This window comes from Arthrobacter sp. NPDC058127 (assembly GCF_042884555.1).
GTDB lineage: Bacteria > Actinomycetota > Actinomycetes > Actinomycetales > Micrococcaceae > Arthrobacter.
Genome location: NZ_JBHVTT010000026.1, coordinates 55,851 through 74,929 on the forward strand (window position 1 = coordinate 55,851; position 19,079 = coordinate 74,929).

Sequence of the window (19,079 nt, forward strand, 5' to 3'; positions counted from 1 at the left end):
GGTTGGACTGAAGAGTCAGTGGTCGTCAGCGTCCAGGGCGGCGAGCTCGCCGATGCCCACGGGCGCCGCGAGGGGCCGTTTGGCGATGCCGGAGAGGGACTCGGCGGTTGGCGAAACGCCCGGGCCTGCGCCAAGGCAGGCCGAGGCGAAGCCGCACACGCGGCTTTGGCACCAGCCCATTCCGGCGCGGGTGAAGGACTTGAGGGTCCTGGCATCGTGGGCACCCAGGCTTTCCCGGGCTTCCATGATCTGGCCGGCGGTGACTTCTTCGCAGCGGCATACGGTGGTTTCCGGAGAAAGCCAGTCCTGCCAAGCAGCGGGTACCGGATGCGCCCCGTGCATTGCCTCTGCGAAACGGCGATGCCGCGCAGCGGTTTTCTCCGGCACAACTGCGCCGCCCGCTGCGGCCGTGCCCGCGGCGATGCCCTCAAGGACGGCTAATGTTGCCCCGCCGACGCCGGTGACCTCACCGGCCAGATACAGGCCCGGGACGCTGGACTCCTGCCGCTCATCGACGACCCCGACCAGCGAGCCGTCGGCGTCGAGCCGGGTTTCAATGCCGAAAGACAGGGGCAGCTCCATCTGGGGCGTGAAGCCCCAGCCGAAGCCCACCACGTCCACGTCTTCGTAGATGCGTTCCGTGCCGGGCCTGGCGCTGCCCTCAACATCGACCTTGGCCGTACGCACGCCGGACACGCGATCCATACCGAGGATCCGGGATCCGAGGACTTCGGTGACGATGCTGCGTGTGCGGTACGGAATCCGGTGCCGGGCGAAGACTGCGGCGTATTGCGCGCCCTCGAGTGCCTTTTCCGGCACTCCTGCGGCAGCTCGCAGATGCGCCAGCCAGGCGGTGGGGGAGGAGGACTCGAGCACGGCGAGGACCTTGCCGCCAGCCTCGGCGATATTCGCAGCGACCGGGAGCAGGAAAGGGCCGGTCCCTGCGATCACGAAGCGCTTCCCGGGCAGAATTCCGTTGGCCTTGATGAAGGCCTGGATGCCGCCGGCGGCCATCACGCCGGGGAGATCCCAGCCGGGAACCGGAAGCTGGCGGTCGTACCCGCCGGGGCAGAGGACAAGGCGGCGCGCGACGATGGCTTGGGCACCGACGCCCGCCCCTGAAGCAGCCACCGCGACGGTGGGCGTCGTGCGCAAGGTGAAGCCGGCGTCGTCCGCTTGAGTTGGCTGGTTTTGCTGTGCCATCCAGACCTGGAGGCCGGGAAGGTAGGTGATCAGCCCTTGGTGGCGGGCGGCGTCGAACCTCGCGCGGAGGTCAAGGTAGCTCTTCCACCCGTGGTGTCCACGGCCATCGGGCTCCGGAACCACGGTTTCGGGCCGGTGCCGCCAGAACTGGCCGCCCGGCTGGGCGCCCGCGTCCACGAGCACGACGGCGGCTCCGGTTTCGGCGGCCGAAACGGCCGCGGCAAGCCCGGCTGGGCCCGCGCCTACGACCGCGACATCTGTGCTGACGATGGGTTTCATGCTCGGCCTCCGGGTTCTTCCGAGGGATCCTCCGGGCATGAGCCTTCAATTTCCATGCCCTCGCGAACCTCAACGAGGCACGCGCGCTGGTTGGCGGCGCCGTCGACCGTCAACAGGCAGTCGAAACACACGCCGATGCCGCAGAACAGCCCCCGCGGCCTCTCCCCTTTGCGTGTGGCGCGCCAGGCCGTGATGCTTTGGGCGGTCAAAGCGGCGCCGACACTCTGGCCCGGAGCTACTTCGAGTGGGCGCCCATCAAAGCTCACGCGGACGACGGCGGCGCTTGGGGTTGCCTCTGCCGTGCCTCCTGTTGGGGTACTCATGCGCTGGCCTCCTCGCGGGGTTCCGCGGACTGGTGTTCTGCGGACTGGGGTGAAGCGGGGTGATGTGAACTGGAGTGACGCGCCGGCTCGCCGGTAGGGAGTTCGCCGAAGCGGGCCGGAGCGAAGGGTGAAAGGTCGAGGTCCGGAGCTTGGCCAACCAGTGCCTGGGCCAGGAGCTTGCCGGTGCCTGCGGACAGGCCGATTCCGGCGCCTTCGTGGCCAGCAGCATGCCAAAGCCCAGGGGCGCGCTCGTCGTGCCCGATCACGGGCAGGTGGTCCGGGCAGTACGGGCGGAAGCCGTGATAGTGCCGGATAGCTTTTACATGCTCCAAGAAGGGGAACAGCGCGGTAGCGTTGCGGGCCAGCAGGCTCAATGCGTTGGTGCTCACGGTGCGGTCGAAGCCCACCCGCTCACGCGTTGAGCCAATCAGAATGGTGCCGCTGGGAGTGCCCTCAACCACGGGCGAGGCCTGCAGGCCGCCGTCGGAGCTGCCGACATTGTCGATGTACTCGGCGGCGTAGACCTTGTGGTGGACCATTGGCGGGAGCGGCTCAGTGACCACGACGAAGCCGCGACGGGGGAGCACCGGCACGCTGACACCGGCTAATGCGGCGAGCTCGCCCGCCCAGGTGCCCGTACAGTTCACCACTGCGTCTGCGGAGAAGTCTCCGCGAGGAGTCTTGACGCCGGTGACGCGGTTGCTGCTACGCCGGAAGCCGGTCACGGGAGTGTCCGCCAGGAATCGTGCTCCGGCCTCGGTTGCAAGCCGGACAAGGTGGGCCGCGACGAGCATTGGCTGGACTTGGCAGTCCTCGGAATAGCTTGCGCCGCCCAGGGCCTCGTGGGAAATCTGCGGTTCGGCTTCCCGCAACGCATCTTGGTCCAACTCCTCAACCGCTACGCCGTAACCGGTCTGCACGGCCATGACGCGGTTCAAAGAAGCGAGGCTGCTCTCGCGCGAGGCCACGATGATTCCGCCCTTGGATTCAAACTCCCAGAGCCTCTTGTGATCGCCAAGGTCTCCGTGCCAGACTCCCAGGGAGTAGCGCGTGAGCTCGAGTTCGGGACCGAGTTCCTTGTCCGAGACGAGGATGTTCCCCTCGCACGCGGATGATGTGCCGCTGGCAGGCAGGCCCTTGTCGATGACCGTGACCGAGAGGCCCTGCCGCGCGGCGAAGTAGGCGGTGGCCGCCCCGATGACCCCGGCACCGATGACGAGGACGTCGCTGCCTTGGTTCATGTCTGTTGCTCCTCGGGTGGTGCCTCGTTCTCGCCAGTGGCCCAGAGGCCCCGGGCGTGGCCGATGTGGCGGCGCATGAATTCCTGTGCGGCGGCCCCTTCGCCGGCTTCGATGAGGTCAAGCAGTTCATGGTGTTCCTGGGCCGAGTCGGCCAGGCGGTTGCTCTCGCTCAAAGTCTTGAGTCCGTACATGCGGGTTCGCGTGCGCAAGCTGGTGGCGAGTTCAACGAGCTGGTTGTTGCCGGAATAACGGAGCAACTCGGCGTGGAAATCTCGGTCGGCGGCGAGGTAACCGGCCAGGTCTCCCTCGCGCGCCGACTCGACGATGTTCTCAGCCAGTGAGCGCAGTACGGCTATGCCAGACGGCGGGACCGTTCCGGCGACGTCCGCCATGACCGGCGGCTCAATCATCAATCGGATCTGGGTGATTTCGTCGAGTTCACGATCGCTCATGCTGGTGACGCGGAAGCCCTTGTTCTTTACTGTTTCGACCAGGCCTTCGCGCGTGAGGTCCATCATCGCCTCGCGCACTGGAGTGGCCGAGACGCCGAAGGCCGCGCCGAGAGCCGGCGCCGAATACATGGTGCCTTCCTCGAGGGTGCCGGCGATGATTGCCGCGCGAAGCGATTCGGTGACGGACTCGCGGAGGCTTCGCTGGCGGCCCAGGGGCGCGATGGGAAGCTTGTTGTTGGCTGGCACGGTGGGCACTCCTTGTGCAGGTGTCATGGTCTAGTGCCTCCTTCATACACCAAGGCCGCCGTCACGAGATCCTCCCATGCCATGCCCACGCCCGCATACAGGCAGGGCCGGCCCGGAGTCCGCTCGAACTCGCCTTTGACCAGCTCCCGCAGGTTGGCCGGACGGATCGTCTTCCATTCCTCGACGCTTCGGGCCGGAATAAGGTCTCCGGCTTCTCGCCACGCCGAGGCCCGCCCCTCCACCACGACGTCGCTGCGCAGCACGAGGGATGCATCCACCTCACGTGCGTCCAGCCCGTGCTGGCCCACCGCGGCGACGACGGTACCTGGAGCCACCAGACCGCCGTCGAACACCGGAGTAAGCGACGATGTCGTGCAAAGCACCACATCGGCACCGGATACCCCTGCCGCGCTCGCCGGGCGGACCTCGATTCCCTCGGACGCAAGCTTCTCGACGAGAACCTTCACGCGCTCGGGGCGCTGGCCGACGACGGCGAAGCTCGCCTCCGGGAACACGGCGCTCGCCGCCCGGAGGTGATTGAGTGCCTGGATCCCCGCGCCGAAAACGAGCACGCGCGGCTTCTCCGGGGCGCCCCCGGGGGCCGTGGCGAGAATATGCTTCGCGGCGAGGAGGGTGGTGGCAGGGGTGCGGATGGCTGTGAGCTCGTTGCCATCCATCACGGCGAGGGGAGCCAGGGTGTCCGAGTCAAGCAGCATGTAGATGCCTTGGATCTTCTCAAGCCCCCGCGCCGGGTTTCCAGGGGCAACAGTGAGGGCCTTGACCCCGCTGTAGTGTTGGCCCATTGCGGGCATGAGCAGGAACTCCCCGCCCGGAGCGGGACTGAAGATCCTGGGGCTGTCCTCCTCCGGGTCCACGCCATTCAGGAGCGCCCGCTCGAGGGCGGCGATCGCCGTCGTCCACGGTGCCGCCTCCCGCACCGCCGCAGCGTCGAAGTAAGGGAGGGTCACAGCAGGAACCCTTCCGGGAAGGGATCGGTGGGATCGAGGAAGTACTGGGCCGTTCCGGTCAGCCAAGCCCGTCCAGTCACGGTGGGGACCACCGCGGAGCGCCCTGCTACCTGGGTCTCTTCCACCAGCCGACCGATGAAGCGCGAACCAATATAGGACTCGTTGATGAAGTCTGTGTCCAAGGCGAGTTCGCCGCGCGCGTGCAGCTGCGCCATCCGCGCGCTGGTGCCGGTGCCGCAAGGGGAGCGGTCGAACCAGCCGGGGTAGATGGCCATGGCATGACGGGAATGCTCAGCCGTGGAACCAGGGGCCTTGAGGTAGACGTGGTGGCAACCGCGGATGTCCTCGCGCTCAGGGTGGACAGGCTCGTCGTGGGCATTGATGGCGTCCATGATGGCGAGACCGGCCTTGAGGAGATTGTCTTTTCGGGCGCGCTCGAAAGGCAATCCGAGGCTGTCCAGGTCCACGATCGCGTAGAAGTTGCCGCCAAAAGCCAGATCGTAAGCAATGGTGCCGTAGCCAGGGACGTCAACCGCCGCATCGAGGCGGTCCACGAAGGAAGGCACGTTGCGGATGGTCACGGACTCGGCATGCCCGTCCTTCACCGCCACCTCGGCGACCACCAGGCCGGCCGGGGTGTCGAGCCGGACGGTGGTGACCGGCTCGACTACCTCGACCATTCCAGTTTCCACCAGCACTGTTGCGACGCCGATGGTGCCGTGGCCGCACATCGGCAGGAGCCCGGAGACCTCGATGAAAAGGACGCCGAAGTCCGCATCCGCTCGCGTCGGAGGCTGAAGGATTGCCCCGCTCATGGACGCGTGGCCTCGCGGCTCGGTCATGAGGAGGGTGCGGATCCAATCGCTGTTCTCCATGAACCACAGCCGGCGCTCGGCCATCGTGGCGCCGGGAATCGTACCGATGCCACCCGTAATGACGCGCGTGGGCATGCCCTCGGTGTGTGAGTCCACGGCGTGGAAGATGCGGTTGGTTCTCATCGAGTGCTCCTTCTGGTTGGTCTAGGTTCCCGTGGCTGCTTCGCCGGGCAACGGCCCCTGTGCGTCTCCTGCCAAACGCTCGCTCACGTTTGGCAGGTTTTGCGGGGACGCTCGCTCACGTTTGTTGCTTATTTGTAGCCCTTGGCGAGGGCTGCTTCGGTGTCGCGGATGACGGCGTCGCGCACTGCGGGGGCGAGCGGTCCCCGGGGTGGGCGGCAGACGCCTCCGCGGAGTCCAACGATATCCATGGACAGTTTGATGGACTGGACGAACTCTGTCTTACTGTCCCAACGCAGCAGGGAGTGCAGGTCGCGATAGATCTCGCGGGCGCGACCCAGGTCGGACAGGTCGCCTGAGGTTGAGAGCCGGTACAGCTCCAAGGTGGATTCCGGAATCGCGTTGGGGTAGCCCGCCACCCAGCCGACCGCACCGGCCAGGCCCATCTCGACGACGGTGTCGTCGGTGCCGATGAGAAGGTCCACTTCTGGGGCGAGTTCCTTGATTTCGTAGGCGCGGCGCACGTCACCGGTGAATTCCTTGACGCCGACAATGAGGCCTTCGCCGTGGAGACGGGCAATGAGCTGCGGAGTCAGGTCCACTTTGGTGTCTATGGGGTTGTTGTAGGCCACAATCGGCAGCCCGACGGCGGCGGCGCGGCGGTAGTGGTCCACCACCTCGTCGTCGTTGGCGCGGTAGGCATTCGGAGGCAGCAACATGAGCGCCTTGGCGCCGGCTTCGGCGGCCTGCTCGGCCCACCTCTGCGTCTGCAGCCCGCCGTATGCGCCGATGCCGGACATCACGGTGAAGCCCTCGGGTGCGGCCTCGACCGCAGTCGTGATGACGCGGGCACGCTCTTCGTCGCTCAGCGTTTGGTACTCGCCCAATGATCCGTTGGGGGCTACGCCGTCGCAGCCTGCGTTGGCCAGGAAGCGGACATGCTCAGCGTAGGCGTCGTAGTCGATGCCGAGATCGTCCTTGAACGGCAGTGCCGTTGCGACGAGTACGCCGTGCCAGGGCTTGCGGGTTTCAGTCATGGTTGGTCCTTTCGGTGGGGCACACGCGGCGCCGTCATTGTGCTGCCGTGAGATACCTCACAGCCTAATCTACCATGTGACATTGCACAGGTGGTCCAAATGGGTGCCGGGCCTAAACCCGGCACCCGGGTTTGCTGAGTTGCGTCAGCTGGAAGGAGCTAGCTCGCGGGAACGACGTATTGCTTCTCGGCGACCTTTCCGAGGCCTTCGGACAGGCCGGCGTCGGTCAGTAGCTTGGTGATGGTGCCGTCCGCGCGCTGTGCGGTGATGCCGGCGTTGAGTGCGTCCTGCAGGCTCTTGTTGCCCTTGGTCATGGGGAATGCAGCCTCGGGAGCGTGGGCGATTGCCCCGACGCGTGTGTCCGGCTTCTCGTTCGCGAGGGCGACCTTGACGCTGGCGGCGCCCTTGAACTGAAGCACCTGCACGCCGTAAGCGTCAACGTCGGCGTCCAGGCGGCCGGCGTCGAAATCCGCCTTGAGTTCGACGCTGCTGGGGTAGGTGACAAGCTTGTCGCCCAGGATCTTCTTGAGGTCCTCGACCCAGAGGTATCCGTCGATCGTGCCGACCTTGTTCATCTTCTCCAGGTCCGAGACGGTCGTGGCGCCCGACTTGGAAACGATGCCCATGCCGTCGAGGTAGGTGGATGCGGAGAAGTCGACGGCCTTGAGGCGTTTCTCGGTTGCGTCGATGGTGCCCACTGCGAGGTCGATATTGCCGCCGGAAATGGATTGCACGGCATCTGCGTAAGTGGCCTGCTGGTAGGCGGGTTCAAGGCACTCGTCCTTGGCTATCTTGCTGACAATCGCGATGTCGATGCCATTGGGCTTGCCGCTGTTGTAGCTGCTGAACGGCGGGATGTCGATGACACCGACCGTCAGCTTCCCCGGTGCGACGGTCTGGATGCCCTGGTGCTTTGGCGTGCACGAAGCCGTGCTTGCGCCCGAGGAACCGCCGCAGGCGGTTAGGCCGAGGCTGAGGGCGATCGCGCTGGCAGTCAGGATGCCGGCGCCTTTGAGGCGGTGGGTATTCATGAGTCCTCCTGTTGGTGTTGGGGGTGCTGCAGGATGTCGGTGGAGCGTTAGTTGCGGGGGATTATCACGCGTGGCGGGCCATGCGCTTCTCAAAGAAGACGGTGATCCACGTGGCCGGCATGGAGATGGCGGCGTAGCAGAGGCCCGCGAGGGTAAAGATCTGGAGGTAGTTGAAGTCTTGGCTGCCGATGTTGTACGCGGACTTCATGAGTTCCGGGACCGCGATCGCGTACGCCAGAGACGTACCTTGGAACATCTGGATCGCGACGCCCATCAGCCCGGGGATTGCCGAGCGCATCCCTTGCGGCATGATGACCCGGAAGAAAGTGTCACGCTGCGACAATCCAAGGGCCTTGGAAGCCTCAAGCTGTCCACGGGCCACCGACTGGAGGCCTGCCCGCATGATCTCGCTTGAGTACGCCGCCGAGTTCCATGTCAGGGCGAGGCAAGCTGCAGTGATGCTTTCGAACGCGATCCCGAATTTCGGCAAGCCGTAGTAGAAGAGGTAGAGGATCACCAGGGCCGGCGCGCCTCGGCCGATTTCGACGACGGCGAGTCCCAAGGTTCGGACGGCGAGGTTCTTGGCGGTCACCATAAGGCTGAGTGCCAGTCCCAATGGATAGCCGAAGAAGATCGAGACGCCGGCGATCAGGAGACTGACGCCGAGGCCCGACATCATTTGCGGGAGGTAGCCCGCCCATTCTGTTAGCCAGGTCATGCGTAGACGGCCTTCCTCATGCGGGAATCGAGTCGGCGGGACAAGTAGGCGACCGGCAGGCTCAGCACGATATAGAGAATGCCCACGATGATGTAGGGCAGGATCCCTTCCACGCTGGGGTGCTGCCGGGCGAAGGCCTGGGACTGGAAGACCATTTCAGTGACGATGATCGTCGAGGCGATCGAGGAGTCCTTCAGCAGGCCCGTCAGGTAAGTCGCGATCGAGGGGGATACGATTCGGAAGGCCTGGGGGACCATCACGCGGTAGAAGGTGGTCCCGCGGGTCAAGCCGAGGGCATTCGCTGCCTCGCCCTGGCCGCGTGGCACGCCCTGTAACCCGCCTCGGTAGATCTCGGCAAGGTAGGCAATGGAGACTACGCCGAGGCCAACCACCGCTGCGGCCACCGGGTTGAACTTGAAAGTGCCGATCTGGATGCCGAACTTGAGCAGGAACAGCCACACGATGATCGGCACGCCGCGGACGAGGTCCACGAAGAGCCGCGACGCCAGGCGAACCAGAACGTTCGACGACGACAAGCCCACCGCGAGTGGAACGGCGCCGACGATGCCAATCGCGAACGCAGACAGCGTCAGCATGATCGTCATGGGAAGCCCCTGAAGGACCGCGGAAAGTGCGTCCATGTCAGCGCTCCAGCACTGCGCGCAGGAAGCGTCGGGTGCGGGCCTCCTGCGGATCGCTCATGATGGCCCGGGGATCACCCTGCTCGATGATTTTGCAATCGGCCATGACCACGAGCGTGTCGGAGACGTCGCGGGCGAACTGCATCTCGTGGGTCACCACGATCATCGTCATGCCATCGGCGGCGAGCTCGCGCATGACGGCCAGGACTTCGAGCCCCACCTCCGGATCGAGCGCCGACGTCGGTTCATCGAAGAGCATGATGCCCGGATCCAAGGCCAGGGCGCGGGCAATGGCAATGCGCTGCTGCTGGCCGCCGGAGCATCGCCCCGGGTGCTGCGAGGCCTTCTCTTTGAGCCCCACGCGCTCAAGCAACTGCATCGAGCGCTCGTCGGCCTCTTCCTTGCTGCGTCCGAGGACCTTCTGCTGCGGGAAGCTGATGTTCTTCAGCGCGGACATGTGCGGGAAGAGATTGAATGACTGGAACACCATGCCCACCGTGCGCCGAAGTGCCGCGAGATCCCGGCTGCTGACGTCCTTGCCCGGCTCGATGGTGTGCTGGGCCACCTGAATGGTGCCGGAATCGGGCCGCTCCAGGAGGTTGATACACCGCAAGAAGGTGCTCTTGCCTGCGCCAGAGGGGCCGATAAGGGCAGTGACAGTCCCCGGCTGGACGTGCAGGGAAACATCATCAAGGACGACGTGGTCGCCATAGTGCTTCGAAATGTTGTCTAGCTTGATGCCGAAACGGGGAGCGATCCTGCCGTCCGCAATTTCTGAAAGGGTCATAGTGATCTTCCATGTGGTGAGCAAGTGAAACATCGACGATGTGGTCCATGTCACGTGATATGTGCAATGGTACATGACACTGCGGAAGAAAAGGAAGGGCTATTTTTGGCGCCTTCGACGGATTCTCCGGAGACCCGTCTGGCCCGAACCCGCCGCAACGCGGGAGTCCGCACAGGACCACATCAACACGCAAGTCAGCAAAGGATGACGCCGCGCCCTCCCGGGGCAATGACGCCGATGACCGCGACCGGTACCTCAGGCACCTGCTTCTCGAAGAAATCAAGGACGACGCCGGCGTGCGAAGGAATTCTGCGGTCTGGAACGAGCTCCGGGCCTGCTCCATCTCCGAACCTGAATTGGCAGAACCACTGTCCAGGACAACAGCGGAATGGAACCGCGCAATCGCCCAGGCCATCGCGGCCGCGGCGGAAGGCAACAACGAGCAGCAGTTATCGTACCCGCATGTCCGCGGCTCGGACATACGCCGGGATCGTTCGAATCTTCACGCTGGTGGAGGGGGTCACGAATATCGACGAACGCGACGCATGCGACCTGTCGATCTGGTCCACGTTCGCCACACGTTTACCCCACGGAAACGATGGAAAACGCTGATATGTCACGGACCGTATGTCCCACGGAAAGCGGCTGGATTCCGCGGATTTTCAAGCCAACGCAAGCCGCTGACAACCAACAAAATGTGCCGTCCCCTGGGAAGAGGTCAGGAGTTCGAATCTCTTTAGCTCCACAGTGAAGGCCCCCCGACCTGCGGGAACGCTGGGTTGGAGGGCCTTCGTCTTGCCTTTTTGGGGCTAGCCCGAGGTTCGAGACTAAAATCGACGGCAGTCGCCTTTGAACGTTGCTTTGGCGACGCTGATCGGCTTAGCCTCGGCCCTTGTTCCCGTTGCCGCCTTGTTGGTGTGAATCGGACCGTGGCCGCTGGAGCGTGAAGGATTCGAAGGATGCGAGCTGTCCTTGGGGACCGGTTACGTTGTAGTACGTGACCTCCATCTTCGTTGTCCCTCCGGGTTCGGTGCCGGGGTCGACGCTGAAGGCCGCGAAACCATAGGAGTTCGCGGCATCGCGCTTTGCCGACCACGGAGCGTCTTCCTGGACGTAGACCGGTGGCCGCTTATTTGTTGTGGGGTCGGGTGCGCCAACGCTCGTGATGACACGGCATGAGGGAGGGTTGTAGAACAACTGGTTCGATGGCACGGACGTTCCGCCCCCGCCCAGGACCATGTGGACCGTCCCTTTGGTCGTATCGATGACGTCGGTGTGCGTGTCCGCCGGAATCGGAGTCAGCGTTGCGTTGGCTTGTTGGCCGTGGATCGGGTGGGAGCGTTCGTAGTGGTGCTCGTGCCCGCAGACAACCAGGTCCACGCCGTACTTGTCGAACAGCGGCACCCATTCCTGCCGGATGCCCAGATCGGCTCCGTTGAAGGATCCTGCCGTGCTGATGACAACCTGGTGCATGCAGACGACCACCCAGTCGATGTTCCTATCCGACCTTGCCGCGCTGAGTTCATTTTCGAGCCAGGTTTTCTGGGCGCCCTTCGAGTAGCCCCTGACGTAGCTGTTGCCGCCGTCCTGGTAGCAGACATCGTCGTTGGCGAGGCTGATGACCCGTACTGAACCTGCGGTGAAGGAGTACCAGAGGCCGCGGGTGAGGTCGGTCTGCCCCGGCTGCGGAGGGACGGAGAAGTACGTCTGGTAGGCGGCATACCCGATCGGACCGTTGCCCAGTTCGTTCTCGTGGTTTCCTGCGGCGGGCATCCAAGGCCGGTGACGGGCGCTGCGTGAGTTGTTGTCCCAGAAGTCGGTCCAGGTCCGCACCCGGTTCTCCGAGATATTGGCGTAGCAGAGATCGCCATTGAACAGGTGGAACAGAGGCTGGACGCGTTCGACGCCGGCCGGCATGTCACCGGCAGCGGGGGAACCGAGGTTGTCGTTGACCCATTGCTGCGTTCCTGACCCGGAGCTGGACTTCTTTCCGAGGGTGGGGGTGCCTTGGTCGCCGAAGCTTGTGAAGGTGAATTCTCCGCGTCCGCGCGGACCCGTACGGAAAGAACCAAACTCTGGCTGCGCGCCGTCGTGAATGGCTGCATACACATAGTCATGGGATGGATCGAGCTCGGTGAGTTTCGCGTGATAGGCATATACCTTCTGGCCGGATTTGGCGTCGACGTAGCTGGTTTCTACCGCGTCCTGGCTCCGTCCGTAACTTCCGTCGGTTTCGCCGAGCATCGCCCGGGCCTGCTTTACGGGCTGCAAGGTGTGCCACGACACCACAACTTCGCTGGATGCATCGGTACCGAACTGCAGATGCAGTCCGTTCACCACCGGGGTGGTCAGCGGGTCGCCGACGGCTGAGGGCAACATCGCCTTGTTGTCAGCAGCTGACGCCGGGGTTGCGCCTGCCAAAACGGCGACGGCGCTGGCGGCTCCGGCAGCCGTGAAGAAGCCGCGGCGCGAGAGTCCAGTTCTAAAGAGTTCCTTGTCATCAGTCATGGATTCAGCTTGGTGCGGCGCCGAGGCGAGACAGTGAAAACTGTCCAAGCGGCGAGTCACCGACAAATTAATTCTTGGTTACCCCGTTCACTTAGTGAGTGTGCCCGTTGCTGTCGCTGTCGCGGACGGGAAGCCCGGAGGATGGCGGTCACAACTCGTTGATCACCCACCGGCGGTCAAGACACAGCACGGGAGCCGCCGCGAGATCAGTGAGGGTCTGGATTTCGTGATGAGGCATGACGCGGAGCTGCTCAAGCGCCTTGAGGATGCATGAGTTCGTACCTCGAGATCGAGGATGCCCTGCAGGTGATAGAGCGGTACGGTTTCCACATCCGTGACGTCGAGCTGCTCGCCTCGACTTTGGCGCGCCCGGCAACGACGGTCATGGGCACCGACGCCTATCCTCACTTGCCATGAAGGCGGCAGCGCTGCTCGAGTCCGTGGCGAGGTTTCATCCGCTCATCGACGGCAACAAACGCACCGCCTGGACGCTCATGGTCCTGCTGTTGTGGATCAATGGCTACCGGCACGACTTCAACCCCGACGAGGGTTTCGACCTGGTATTGGGCGTGGCCGCCGGCGACATCGATTGCAGCGCAACGCCGTTCTGATCGAGAAACTTCTGATTCGACGGTAGATGCTGCGAAGCCGTTTCCGAGACTACGCGTCCGACATCATCTTTTGACCAGGCGTGGCTGGCCCTTCGGGTCCTAGGATCAGCTGGCCCCCTTCCATGGGGACGGGGCTGTTGTGCCGTGGCTATAGTCGAAGGATGAAGCAGCGAGTATTGGGCAAGACAGGGCGGTCCGTCTCCGTTGTGGGGCTGGGCACATGGCAGCTCGGTGCCGACTGGGGCAACGTGGATCCAAAGGAAGCCATCGCCATCCTGGAAGCCGCAGTGGATTCGGGGGTGACCTTCTTCGATACCGCCGACGTCTACGGCGACGGGCGGAGCGAGCAAACCATCGGGAAGTACCTCGCAGCGAACCCCGGACTGGACATAACGGTCGCCACCAAAATCGGGCGGCGCCTGGAACAGATACCGGAGAACTACACACTGGCCAACTTCCGGCAGTGGGTTGACCGTTCCCGGCGGAACCTCCGGACGGAGTGCCTGGACCTGGTGCAACTGCACTGCCCGCCGACCCCGGTTTATAGCCGCCCGGAAGTCTACGATGCGCTGGAGACGCTCGTCGGTGAAGGCGCAATCAAGGACTACGGCGTCAGCGTTGAGCGGACCGATGAAGCACTCGAAGCCATCAAACACGGCACGGCCACCGTCCAGATCATTCTGAACGCCTTCAGACACAAGCCCTTGGACGAGGTCCTGCCCGCGGCGAAGAATGCCGGAGTCGGCATCATCGCCAGGGTCCCTCTGGCCTCCGGCCTGCTCTCGGGCAAGTATTCCAAGGACACAGTCTTTGCCGAAAATGACCATCGGAAATACAACCGGAACGGCGCAGTATTCGACGTCGGCGAGACCTTCTCCGGAGTTGACTTTGAACAAGGCCTCAAAGCGGTGGAAGAATTCAAAAAGCTTGTCCCGTCCGGAGCAACGACAGCCCAAGCGGCCATCGCCTGGATCGCGGCACAAGGCGGGGTCAGCACCGTCATACCAGGTGCCCGAAGCCCCGAACAAGCCCGCTCCAACGCTGCCTCTATCCAAATACTGGACCACCTGGGCCCCGACTTCGAGAACAGCGTGAGGGAAATCTACGACGCGTACTTCCGCGAGATGATCCATTCACGCTGGTAGCCCCGGAAAGCCATGTCCTTTCAGTCCACCCCCGAAGGGCAGTGACCGTCGACGCCGGTTCTCAACCGATCGCTATCCCTGCCGCATTCGGCCGGCTATTCGTTCAACCGCTACTCCGCATGTACTGGCAGTTAGGGACGGCGATAGGGTTGGTGCATGAGCGCACCGGATACTACACACGACTGGCGGCCCCTGTGGGCACGGCTCAACGAGGGCGAGGAAACATTTCCCGTCGGCGTCCTGATGACCGCGCCGCCGGGCGAGGTCAACAGCGCGCCGCCGCTCGAGTCCGAGTACGGCGTGTTCGAGGCACCCTTGGAGGATCACGACGTCGTGGAGCTGACCCGCTTCGACCGCCCCTTGGCGCGGGGCCGGGTGGTGTTCGGCGATGGTTTCGCTGTGGTGGGCCCGGTGCGCCCAGTGGACGGCGACGCGGTGGCGCTCGATCACGAGGCCGTGGTTCTGGCCCGCCTGGCGGAGGAAGCCTTCGTCGAAGGCGCGGATGTCGTCTATGCGCCTGTCGACGCCGGGGCGGCGGAACGGTACGAGGCCCTCGGCTGGACTCGGGCGGGCGAACTGGCCCCCTAGGAGCAATGCCGCTTGCTCAGAGGTCGCTTGTGCCAAATTTTCGGCATGGCGCGTAGCGGCTGAATTGACTGCAGTGGCGCAAAAATGAGGGTGCCACAATGTGCACGCACCCGGGGTTGCACTGGGCTGTACTGGGCATATTTTCTGTAGTTTCGTGTGTTTTCAGCGGTCGGAAGACGGAGCCGTCCGAAGAGATGACGGATCCGTCTTCCGCTGGTGGTAAAGCGGTCCAGGAATGCCTGCACCGGTCGCAGCGCTAGTGCCCGGCGAGTCGTGGGTGCCTTGGTTCACGCCGTCCCGGGCCTGAGCATAGGGATCTGACATGCCAGCGGCGAAAGCTTCCAGTGAGGTCTAGCAGCTGGAAGCGGTTAGGCATCGATCACCAAGTCGGTTCGTGCCGTGGAGCAGCAGGGCAGGAACTTGCCCGCATCGATTTCGCGTGCCCGGATCCCGCCCTGGTGGTTCATCTCGACCTCTCCGGAAAGCTTGACGACCTTGCAGGAGCCGCACATGCCTTCCTTGCAGTTGGCGCCGATCCTGACGCCCGCGCGCTGGGCCGCCCCGAGGATGTGTTCGGTGGGGTCAATCCGCACATTGATGCCAGTGCGCATGAAGGACAGGGTGAGGCTTCCCGTTCCCACCGTGTCGAAGCTCGAGGCATCCGGTGCGTCGACCTCCGGCGCCGTCCCGGAGCCGTCTTCGGGAGCTTCGGAACCGGGTCCGTCGGGGTCGGCGGTTTCCAGCGGCAGGCCCGTGGCCTGCAGGGTTCCATCGGCGTCGTAGCCTGGCTCGTAGAGCCCGAACGCGGTGGGCTGGCTTTCGTAGTAGTCCTCGGCGGAATCGGCGATTTCTTCGGCGATTTCCTCCGCAATGTCTACTGCAAACGCGAGCTCCGCCTGGTATTCAAGGAGCGTCTGGCGATCTCCCGAGAAGAATTCCATATAGATGGAGGTGTCGTCGACGCCGACCTTCTTCAGGAGCTCGGTCGCGGTGTTCAGGTAACCCTCGGGGCCGCAGGCATAGACCTGGCGGCCGTTGGCGTCGGGGGCCACCTCGTCGAGCATGACCGTCGTCAGCCTTCCGGTGAGCCCTTCCCATCCCTCGGGTTTGCTGCGGTCGCCCAGGGAGTAGAAGACCTTGACGCGCGAATCCACGGAGGCGATGTAGGCCAGCTCCTGGTGGAAGGCAAAGCCTCCGGCCTCCGCTCCGTGATAGAGCACCACAACATCGGCCTGTCCGGGCAGTGAGTGGATGGTCCGCACCATGGACATGATGGGGGTGATGCCTGCGCCGGCGGCCAGCAAGAGATACCGCGCCCGCCGGTCGGCATCCGGCAAGTGGAATGCGCCGACCGGTCCGAGCATCTCGAGCACAGTGCCGGGTTTGACGTTCTCGTGCACCCACGGTGAGACGAGTCCCGCGGGGTCGCGTTTGACGCTGATGCTGAAGGTCCAAGGCTGAGTGGGGGAACTGGACAGCGAGTAGCTGCGGTCCACCGGATCCTGGTCCTCGCCGTTCACCGGAAAAGCGATGTTTACATACTGGCCCGCACGGAACGCCAGGGGCGCACCGTCGCAGCGGCGGAACACGAAGGTCATCAAGCCGCCCGCCTCGGGAACGGTCTCGACACATTCGGCCATGAACTCCTGTGGATGCCAGGGGCCCAGCGCACGGGCAGCACGGGCGGGTGCCTCGGTGCTGCCCATGACTCTGTTCCACGGCATCTCAAGACCGCGAATGCGCTGTGGTTCCTGGATGGCCGTCTCAGTGAGGAGTTCAATCATGCCAAGTGCTCCTGCACGCGCTGCACGTACCAGTTGATGAACGCCTCCACCTGGTACTCGCTCTTCATGTACGGGCCGGGCTCATAGGCCGGGCTGCCGGCACCCTGCTGGCACAACTCCACGAACGCCTTGTCCTGCAGGTTTGTCTGCTTCCAGGTGTAGGTGAGCTTCTCAAGGTCGTAGTCGACGCCTTCCTCGGCATCGTCGGCCACCAGCCAGGTGGTGCGTACCAGGGTCTGGTGTTCGTTGATGGGGAAGACGCCGAACGTGATGACGTGGTCGCTCTGGAAGTGGAACCAGCTGTTGGGCTGCAGGTGCATCGAGCAGCGACCAAGGCGGAAGTCCGGCAAGTCCCCGAGCAGCTTCTTGGAGAGCCTGCGCCCGTCGGCCGAGAACGATTCGCCCTCTCCGTCGAGCGATTCACGTGAGATACGGATTCCCGCGATGCGCGTGTCGAGCTCCTCGACCACCTCGTAGGGAAGGCCATAGCGGCGGCAACGCTCCTCGAGCGAAGACTGGGCTTCCTTGTTGCGGTCCCATACTTCTTCGAGATGGGCCGGGATCAGGCCCTCCGTCAGGCCCCAGGTGGGAAAGAGGGAACAGGCAAGCTCGGGGTGTCCGTCGCAGTGGTAGCACTCACGGTTGTTCTCCATGACGAGCTTCCAGTTGCCCTCCTCGATGATGTTCTGCTGGTAGGCGACTTTCGTCTTCGACAGATCGTGGGGCGCGAGGTATGGCTCGAAGATCTTCGAGGTTTCGTCGAAGTCGGTTGGCGGTTCGTCGGCAATGCAGACGAAGATGAGTCCGGCGACCATGCGGCTGTGGGCGCGCTTGAGGCCGAAGCAGCCCTTGTCGAACTTGGTTTCCCCCGGCGCCGAGGCATGGATCAAATTGCCTTCGGGAGAGTAGGTCCAGGAGTGATAGCCGCACACCAGGTTTCCCGTTGACCCCGCGGGTTCGGTCAGGACGCGGGCGCCGCGGTGGCGGCACACGTTGTGCAGGACGTTCACGCCGCCGTCGTCGTTGCGCAGCACGATCAGGGAGTAGGGCCCGTAGTCGACGGTGACGTAGTCGCCCGGCTCCGGCAGTTCGGCGATGCTGGCGGCATAGATCCAGTGCTGGCCAAAAATGGCCTCCATGTCGATCTTGAAAATCGTCGGATCGGTGTAGAAGGGGGCATTGAGCGAATACCCCACGCGCCGCAACTCGAACAACTCGGTGATTTCCGCCAGCTGCTCGGCAGGCAATGATGAAGCGAGTTTTCGGCGTGTATTGAGGGGCGCGTTCACTGGAGCAGACATGTGTTTCCTCCCGGGAGGGCTGGGTAAGGGGCGATCCATCGAGACCTGGGTTGGTGGGTGCAATCGCCGTTGTCTAACGTTTTATTCATGAGATTAGGGCCGATCGATCTGCAACAAAAGCGCAAGATTTAGTAGATAACAGTGCACAATGGTTGCATGATCGATCCACGGCTCATAACACTTCGGGTGTTTGCCCGGTGCGGGACCATTGGCGCAACCGCGGAGCTCACCGGCTATTCTCCTTCCGCCGTCTCAGCTCAACTGCGGGAGCTCCAGCGCGTGCTTGGAATGCAGCTGCTGACGAAGGACGGCCGGGGTGTGCGCCTGACCGCCACGGGCCGTTTTCTCGTGGCGGGCTCGGACACGCTCATGGCCGAATGGGAGAGCCTGCGCGCTGCGGCCATGCAGGCCGGCGACCAGATGCCCTCCCGATTTGGCCTCGGCGGATTCTCCACCGCGGCCGCCCAGTTGCTCGCGCCTCTGGCCGCCACCCTGCGCTCAACCCACCCGTTGCTGGAGGTGCAGGTACTCGAGGCCAACCCGGCCCGCTGCTTCGACTTGTTGGTTGCCGAGCGAATCGACCTCGCCGTCATTGTCGCCATGCAGTCCGACACCTATGTTGAGGACGATCAGCGTTTCGAGCAGACAGTTCTGCTCGACGATCCCCTGGACGTGATCATTCCCGCCAACCATCCGTTGGCATCGCGGGAAAAAGTGACGCTCGAAGAGCTGGCGTCGGAACCCTGGATCACCGAGGCTGCCGGATCCACCTACCATTCCCTGTTCACGGCGGCGTTCACGGCAGTCGGGGTGACGCCGCGGATTGCCCATGAGGCCGTGGAATGGGAAACCCAGATCGCCTTCGTTGGAGCGGGGCTGGGCGTGGGCCTGCTGCCGCGATTGTCGCCCCTGCATAGTGCCGAAAACGTGGTTCGACTGCGCATTACCGGCAAGGGGAAGCCCTCGCGGCGCATTGTCGCTGCGGTGCGCAGTGGCAGCATTGCATCGCCCTTGATCCAGGAGTCGCTCGGCATCCTGCGGGCCAGCGCCAATCGGATCCTCACCGCCCGACCCGAAGACGACCCCTGAAATCCGTTGTTTTATACCCGGATAGCACCATTGCTATCCTCCGATGGCGCTCATGCTGCGGTCCGGTTGGATGAAGTCGGGTGCGCCGAGGCCGGTGTGGTCCATGCCGTGGGCTTTGGGTTTGATCCACAT

Annotated in this window: 19 protein-coding genes; 5 read left to right on the forward strand and 14 right to left on the reverse strand. The window is 64.0% G+C overall.

What is annotated here, in order from left to right; all coding sequences use genetic code 11:
* Positions 1-15 precede the first annotated feature (15 nt).
* From ACFVTG_RS23005 to ACFVTG_RS23060, 12 genes are all read right to left on the reverse strand, one after another.
* On the reverse strand, positions 16-1,482 hold the full coding sequence (locus tag ACFVTG_RS23005; RefSeq protein WP_390283055.1) for an FAD-dependent oxidoreductase: 1,467 nt from the start codon (positions 1,480-1,482) through the stop codon (positions 16-18).
* The gene (locus ACFVTG_RS23010) at positions 1,479-1,805 is read right to left on the reverse strand and encodes a (2Fe-2S)-binding protein (protein ID WP_390283056.1); all 327 of its coding nucleotides are present in this window, start codon (positions 1,803-1,805) and stop codon (positions 1,479-1,481) included. The genes ACFVTG_RS23005 and ACFVTG_RS23010 overlap by 4 nt, the downstream gene beginning before the upstream one ends.
* On the reverse strand, positions 1,802-3,046 hold the full coding sequence (locus ACFVTG_RS23015; protein ID WP_390283057.1) for an NAD(P)/FAD-dependent oxidoreductase: 1,245 nt from the start codon (positions 3,044-3,046) through the stop codon (positions 1,802-1,804). The genes ACFVTG_RS23010 and ACFVTG_RS23015 overlap by 4 nt, the downstream gene beginning before the upstream one ends.
* Complete coding sequence (locus ACFVTG_RS23020; protein ID WP_284752185.1) at positions 3,043-3,771, reverse strand: GntR family transcriptional regulator; 729 nt, start codon at positions 3,769-3,771, stop codon at positions 3,043-3,045. Before ACFVTG_RS23020 ends, ACFVTG_RS23015 begins: the two co-directional genes overlap by 4 nt.
* On the reverse strand, positions 3,768-4,712 hold the full coding sequence (locus ACFVTG_RS23025) for an ornithine cyclodeaminase family protein (protein ID WP_390283058.1): 945 nt from the start codon (positions 4,710-4,712) through the stop codon (positions 3,768-3,770). Before ACFVTG_RS23025 ends, ACFVTG_RS23020 begins: the two co-directional genes overlap by 4 nt.
* Entirely contained in the window at positions 4,709-5,710 is a 1,002-nt protein-coding gene (locus ACFVTG_RS23030; protein WP_284752187.1) for a proline racemase family protein, read from the reverse strand. Before ACFVTG_RS23030 ends, ACFVTG_RS23025 begins: the two co-directional genes overlap by 4 nt.
* A 128-nt stretch (positions 5,711-5,838) precedes the next feature.
* Complete coding sequence (locus ACFVTG_RS23035; protein ID WP_284752188.1) at positions 5,839-6,744, reverse strand: dihydrodipicolinate synthase family protein; 906 nt, start codon at positions 6,742-6,744, stop codon at positions 5,839-5,841.
* Between the two features lie 158 nt (positions 6,745-6,902).
* Positions 6,903-7,775: a substrate-binding periplasmic protein gene (locus ACFVTG_RS23040; RefSeq protein WP_390283059.1), complete on the reverse strand. Its 873-nt coding sequence runs from the start codon at positions 7,773-7,775 to the stop codon at positions 6,903-6,905.
* A 64-nt stretch (positions 7,776-7,839) separates the two neighbouring features.
* The gene (locus ACFVTG_RS23045) at positions 7,840-8,493 is read right to left on the reverse strand and encodes an amino acid ABC transporter permease (RefSeq protein ID WP_390283060.1); all 654 of its coding nucleotides are present in this window, start codon (positions 8,491-8,493) and stop codon (positions 7,840-7,842) included.
* Positions 8,490-9,134 carry an amino acid ABC transporter permease gene (locus ACFVTG_RS23050; protein WP_390283061.1) on the reverse strand — a complete coding sequence of 215 codons (645 nt, stop codon included), beginning with the start codon at positions 9,132-9,134 and terminating at the stop codon, positions 8,490-8,492. Before ACFVTG_RS23050 ends, ACFVTG_RS23045 begins: the two co-directional genes overlap by 4 nt.
* A gap of 1 nt (position 9,135) precedes the next feature.
* Positions 9,136-9,921 carry an amino acid ABC transporter ATP-binding protein gene (locus tag ACFVTG_RS23055; RefSeq protein WP_390283062.1) on the reverse strand — a complete coding sequence of 262 codons (786 nt, stop codon included), beginning with the start codon at positions 9,919-9,921 and terminating at the stop codon, positions 9,136-9,138.
* Between the two features lie 879 nt (positions 9,922-10,800).
* Entirely contained in the window at positions 10,801-12,429 is a 1,629-nt protein-coding gene (locus ACFVTG_RS23060; protein ID WP_390283063.1) for a fibronectin type III domain-containing protein, read from the reverse strand.
* 270 nt (positions 12,430-12,699) lie between these two features.
* On the opposite strand from ACFVTG_RS23060, the gene ACFVTG_RS23065 reads away from it, so the two are divergent.
* The 4 genes from ACFVTG_RS23065 to ACFVTG_RS23080 all read left to right on the forward strand — a co-directional run bounded on the left by ACFVTG_RS23065 (position 12,700) and on the right by ACFVTG_RS23080 (position 14,773).
* Positions 12,700-12,846 (forward strand): hypothetical protein, encoded by a 147-nt coding sequence (locus tag ACFVTG_RS23065; RefSeq protein WP_284752194.1) that lies wholly within the window; start codon positions 12,700-12,702, stop codon positions 12,844-12,846.
* Positions 12,843-13,040, forward strand: a complete 198-nt coding sequence (locus ACFVTG_RS23070) for a type II toxin-antitoxin system death-on-curing family toxin (RefSeq protein WP_390283064.1) — start codon at positions 12,843-12,845, stop codon at positions 13,038-13,040. Before ACFVTG_RS23065 ends, ACFVTG_RS23070 begins: the two co-directional genes overlap by 4 nt.
* Positions 13,041-13,201: 161 nt before the next feature.
* A complete protein-coding gene (locus ACFVTG_RS23075) occupies positions 13,202-14,185 on the forward strand; it encodes an aldo/keto reductase (RefSeq protein WP_390283066.1) in 984 nt (327 codons plus the stop codon).
* Positions 14,186-14,341: 156 nt separating this feature from the next.
* Positions 14,342-14,773, forward strand: a complete 432-nt coding sequence (locus ACFVTG_RS23080) for a hypothetical protein (protein WP_390283068.1) — start codon at positions 14,342-14,344, stop codon at positions 14,771-14,773.
* Positions 14,774-15,141: 368 nt separating this feature from the next.
* Here ACFVTG_RS23080 and ACFVTG_RS23085 read toward each other — a convergent pair whose 3' ends face one another.
* Together ACFVTG_RS23085 and ACFVTG_RS23090 are read right to left on the reverse strand one after the other, a co-directional pair.
* Entirely contained in the window at positions 15,142-16,557 is a 1,416-nt protein-coding gene (locus tag ACFVTG_RS23085) for a ferredoxin reductase (protein WP_390283070.1), read from the reverse strand.
* Complete coding sequence (locus ACFVTG_RS23090) at positions 16,554-17,858, reverse strand: SRPBCC family protein (protein WP_390283072.1); 1,305 nt, start codon at positions 17,856-17,858, stop codon at positions 16,554-16,556. The genes ACFVTG_RS23085 and ACFVTG_RS23090 overlap by 4 nt, the downstream gene beginning before the upstream one ends.
* 156 nt (positions 17,859-18,014) lie before the next feature.
* On the opposite strand from ACFVTG_RS23090, the gene ACFVTG_RS23095 reads away from it, so the two are divergent.
* Positions 18,015-18,947, forward strand: a complete 933-nt coding sequence (locus tag ACFVTG_RS23095; protein ID WP_390283074.1) for a LysR family transcriptional regulator — start codon at positions 18,015-18,017, stop codon at positions 18,945-18,947.
* Positions 18,948-19,079: the final 132 nt, after the last annotated feature.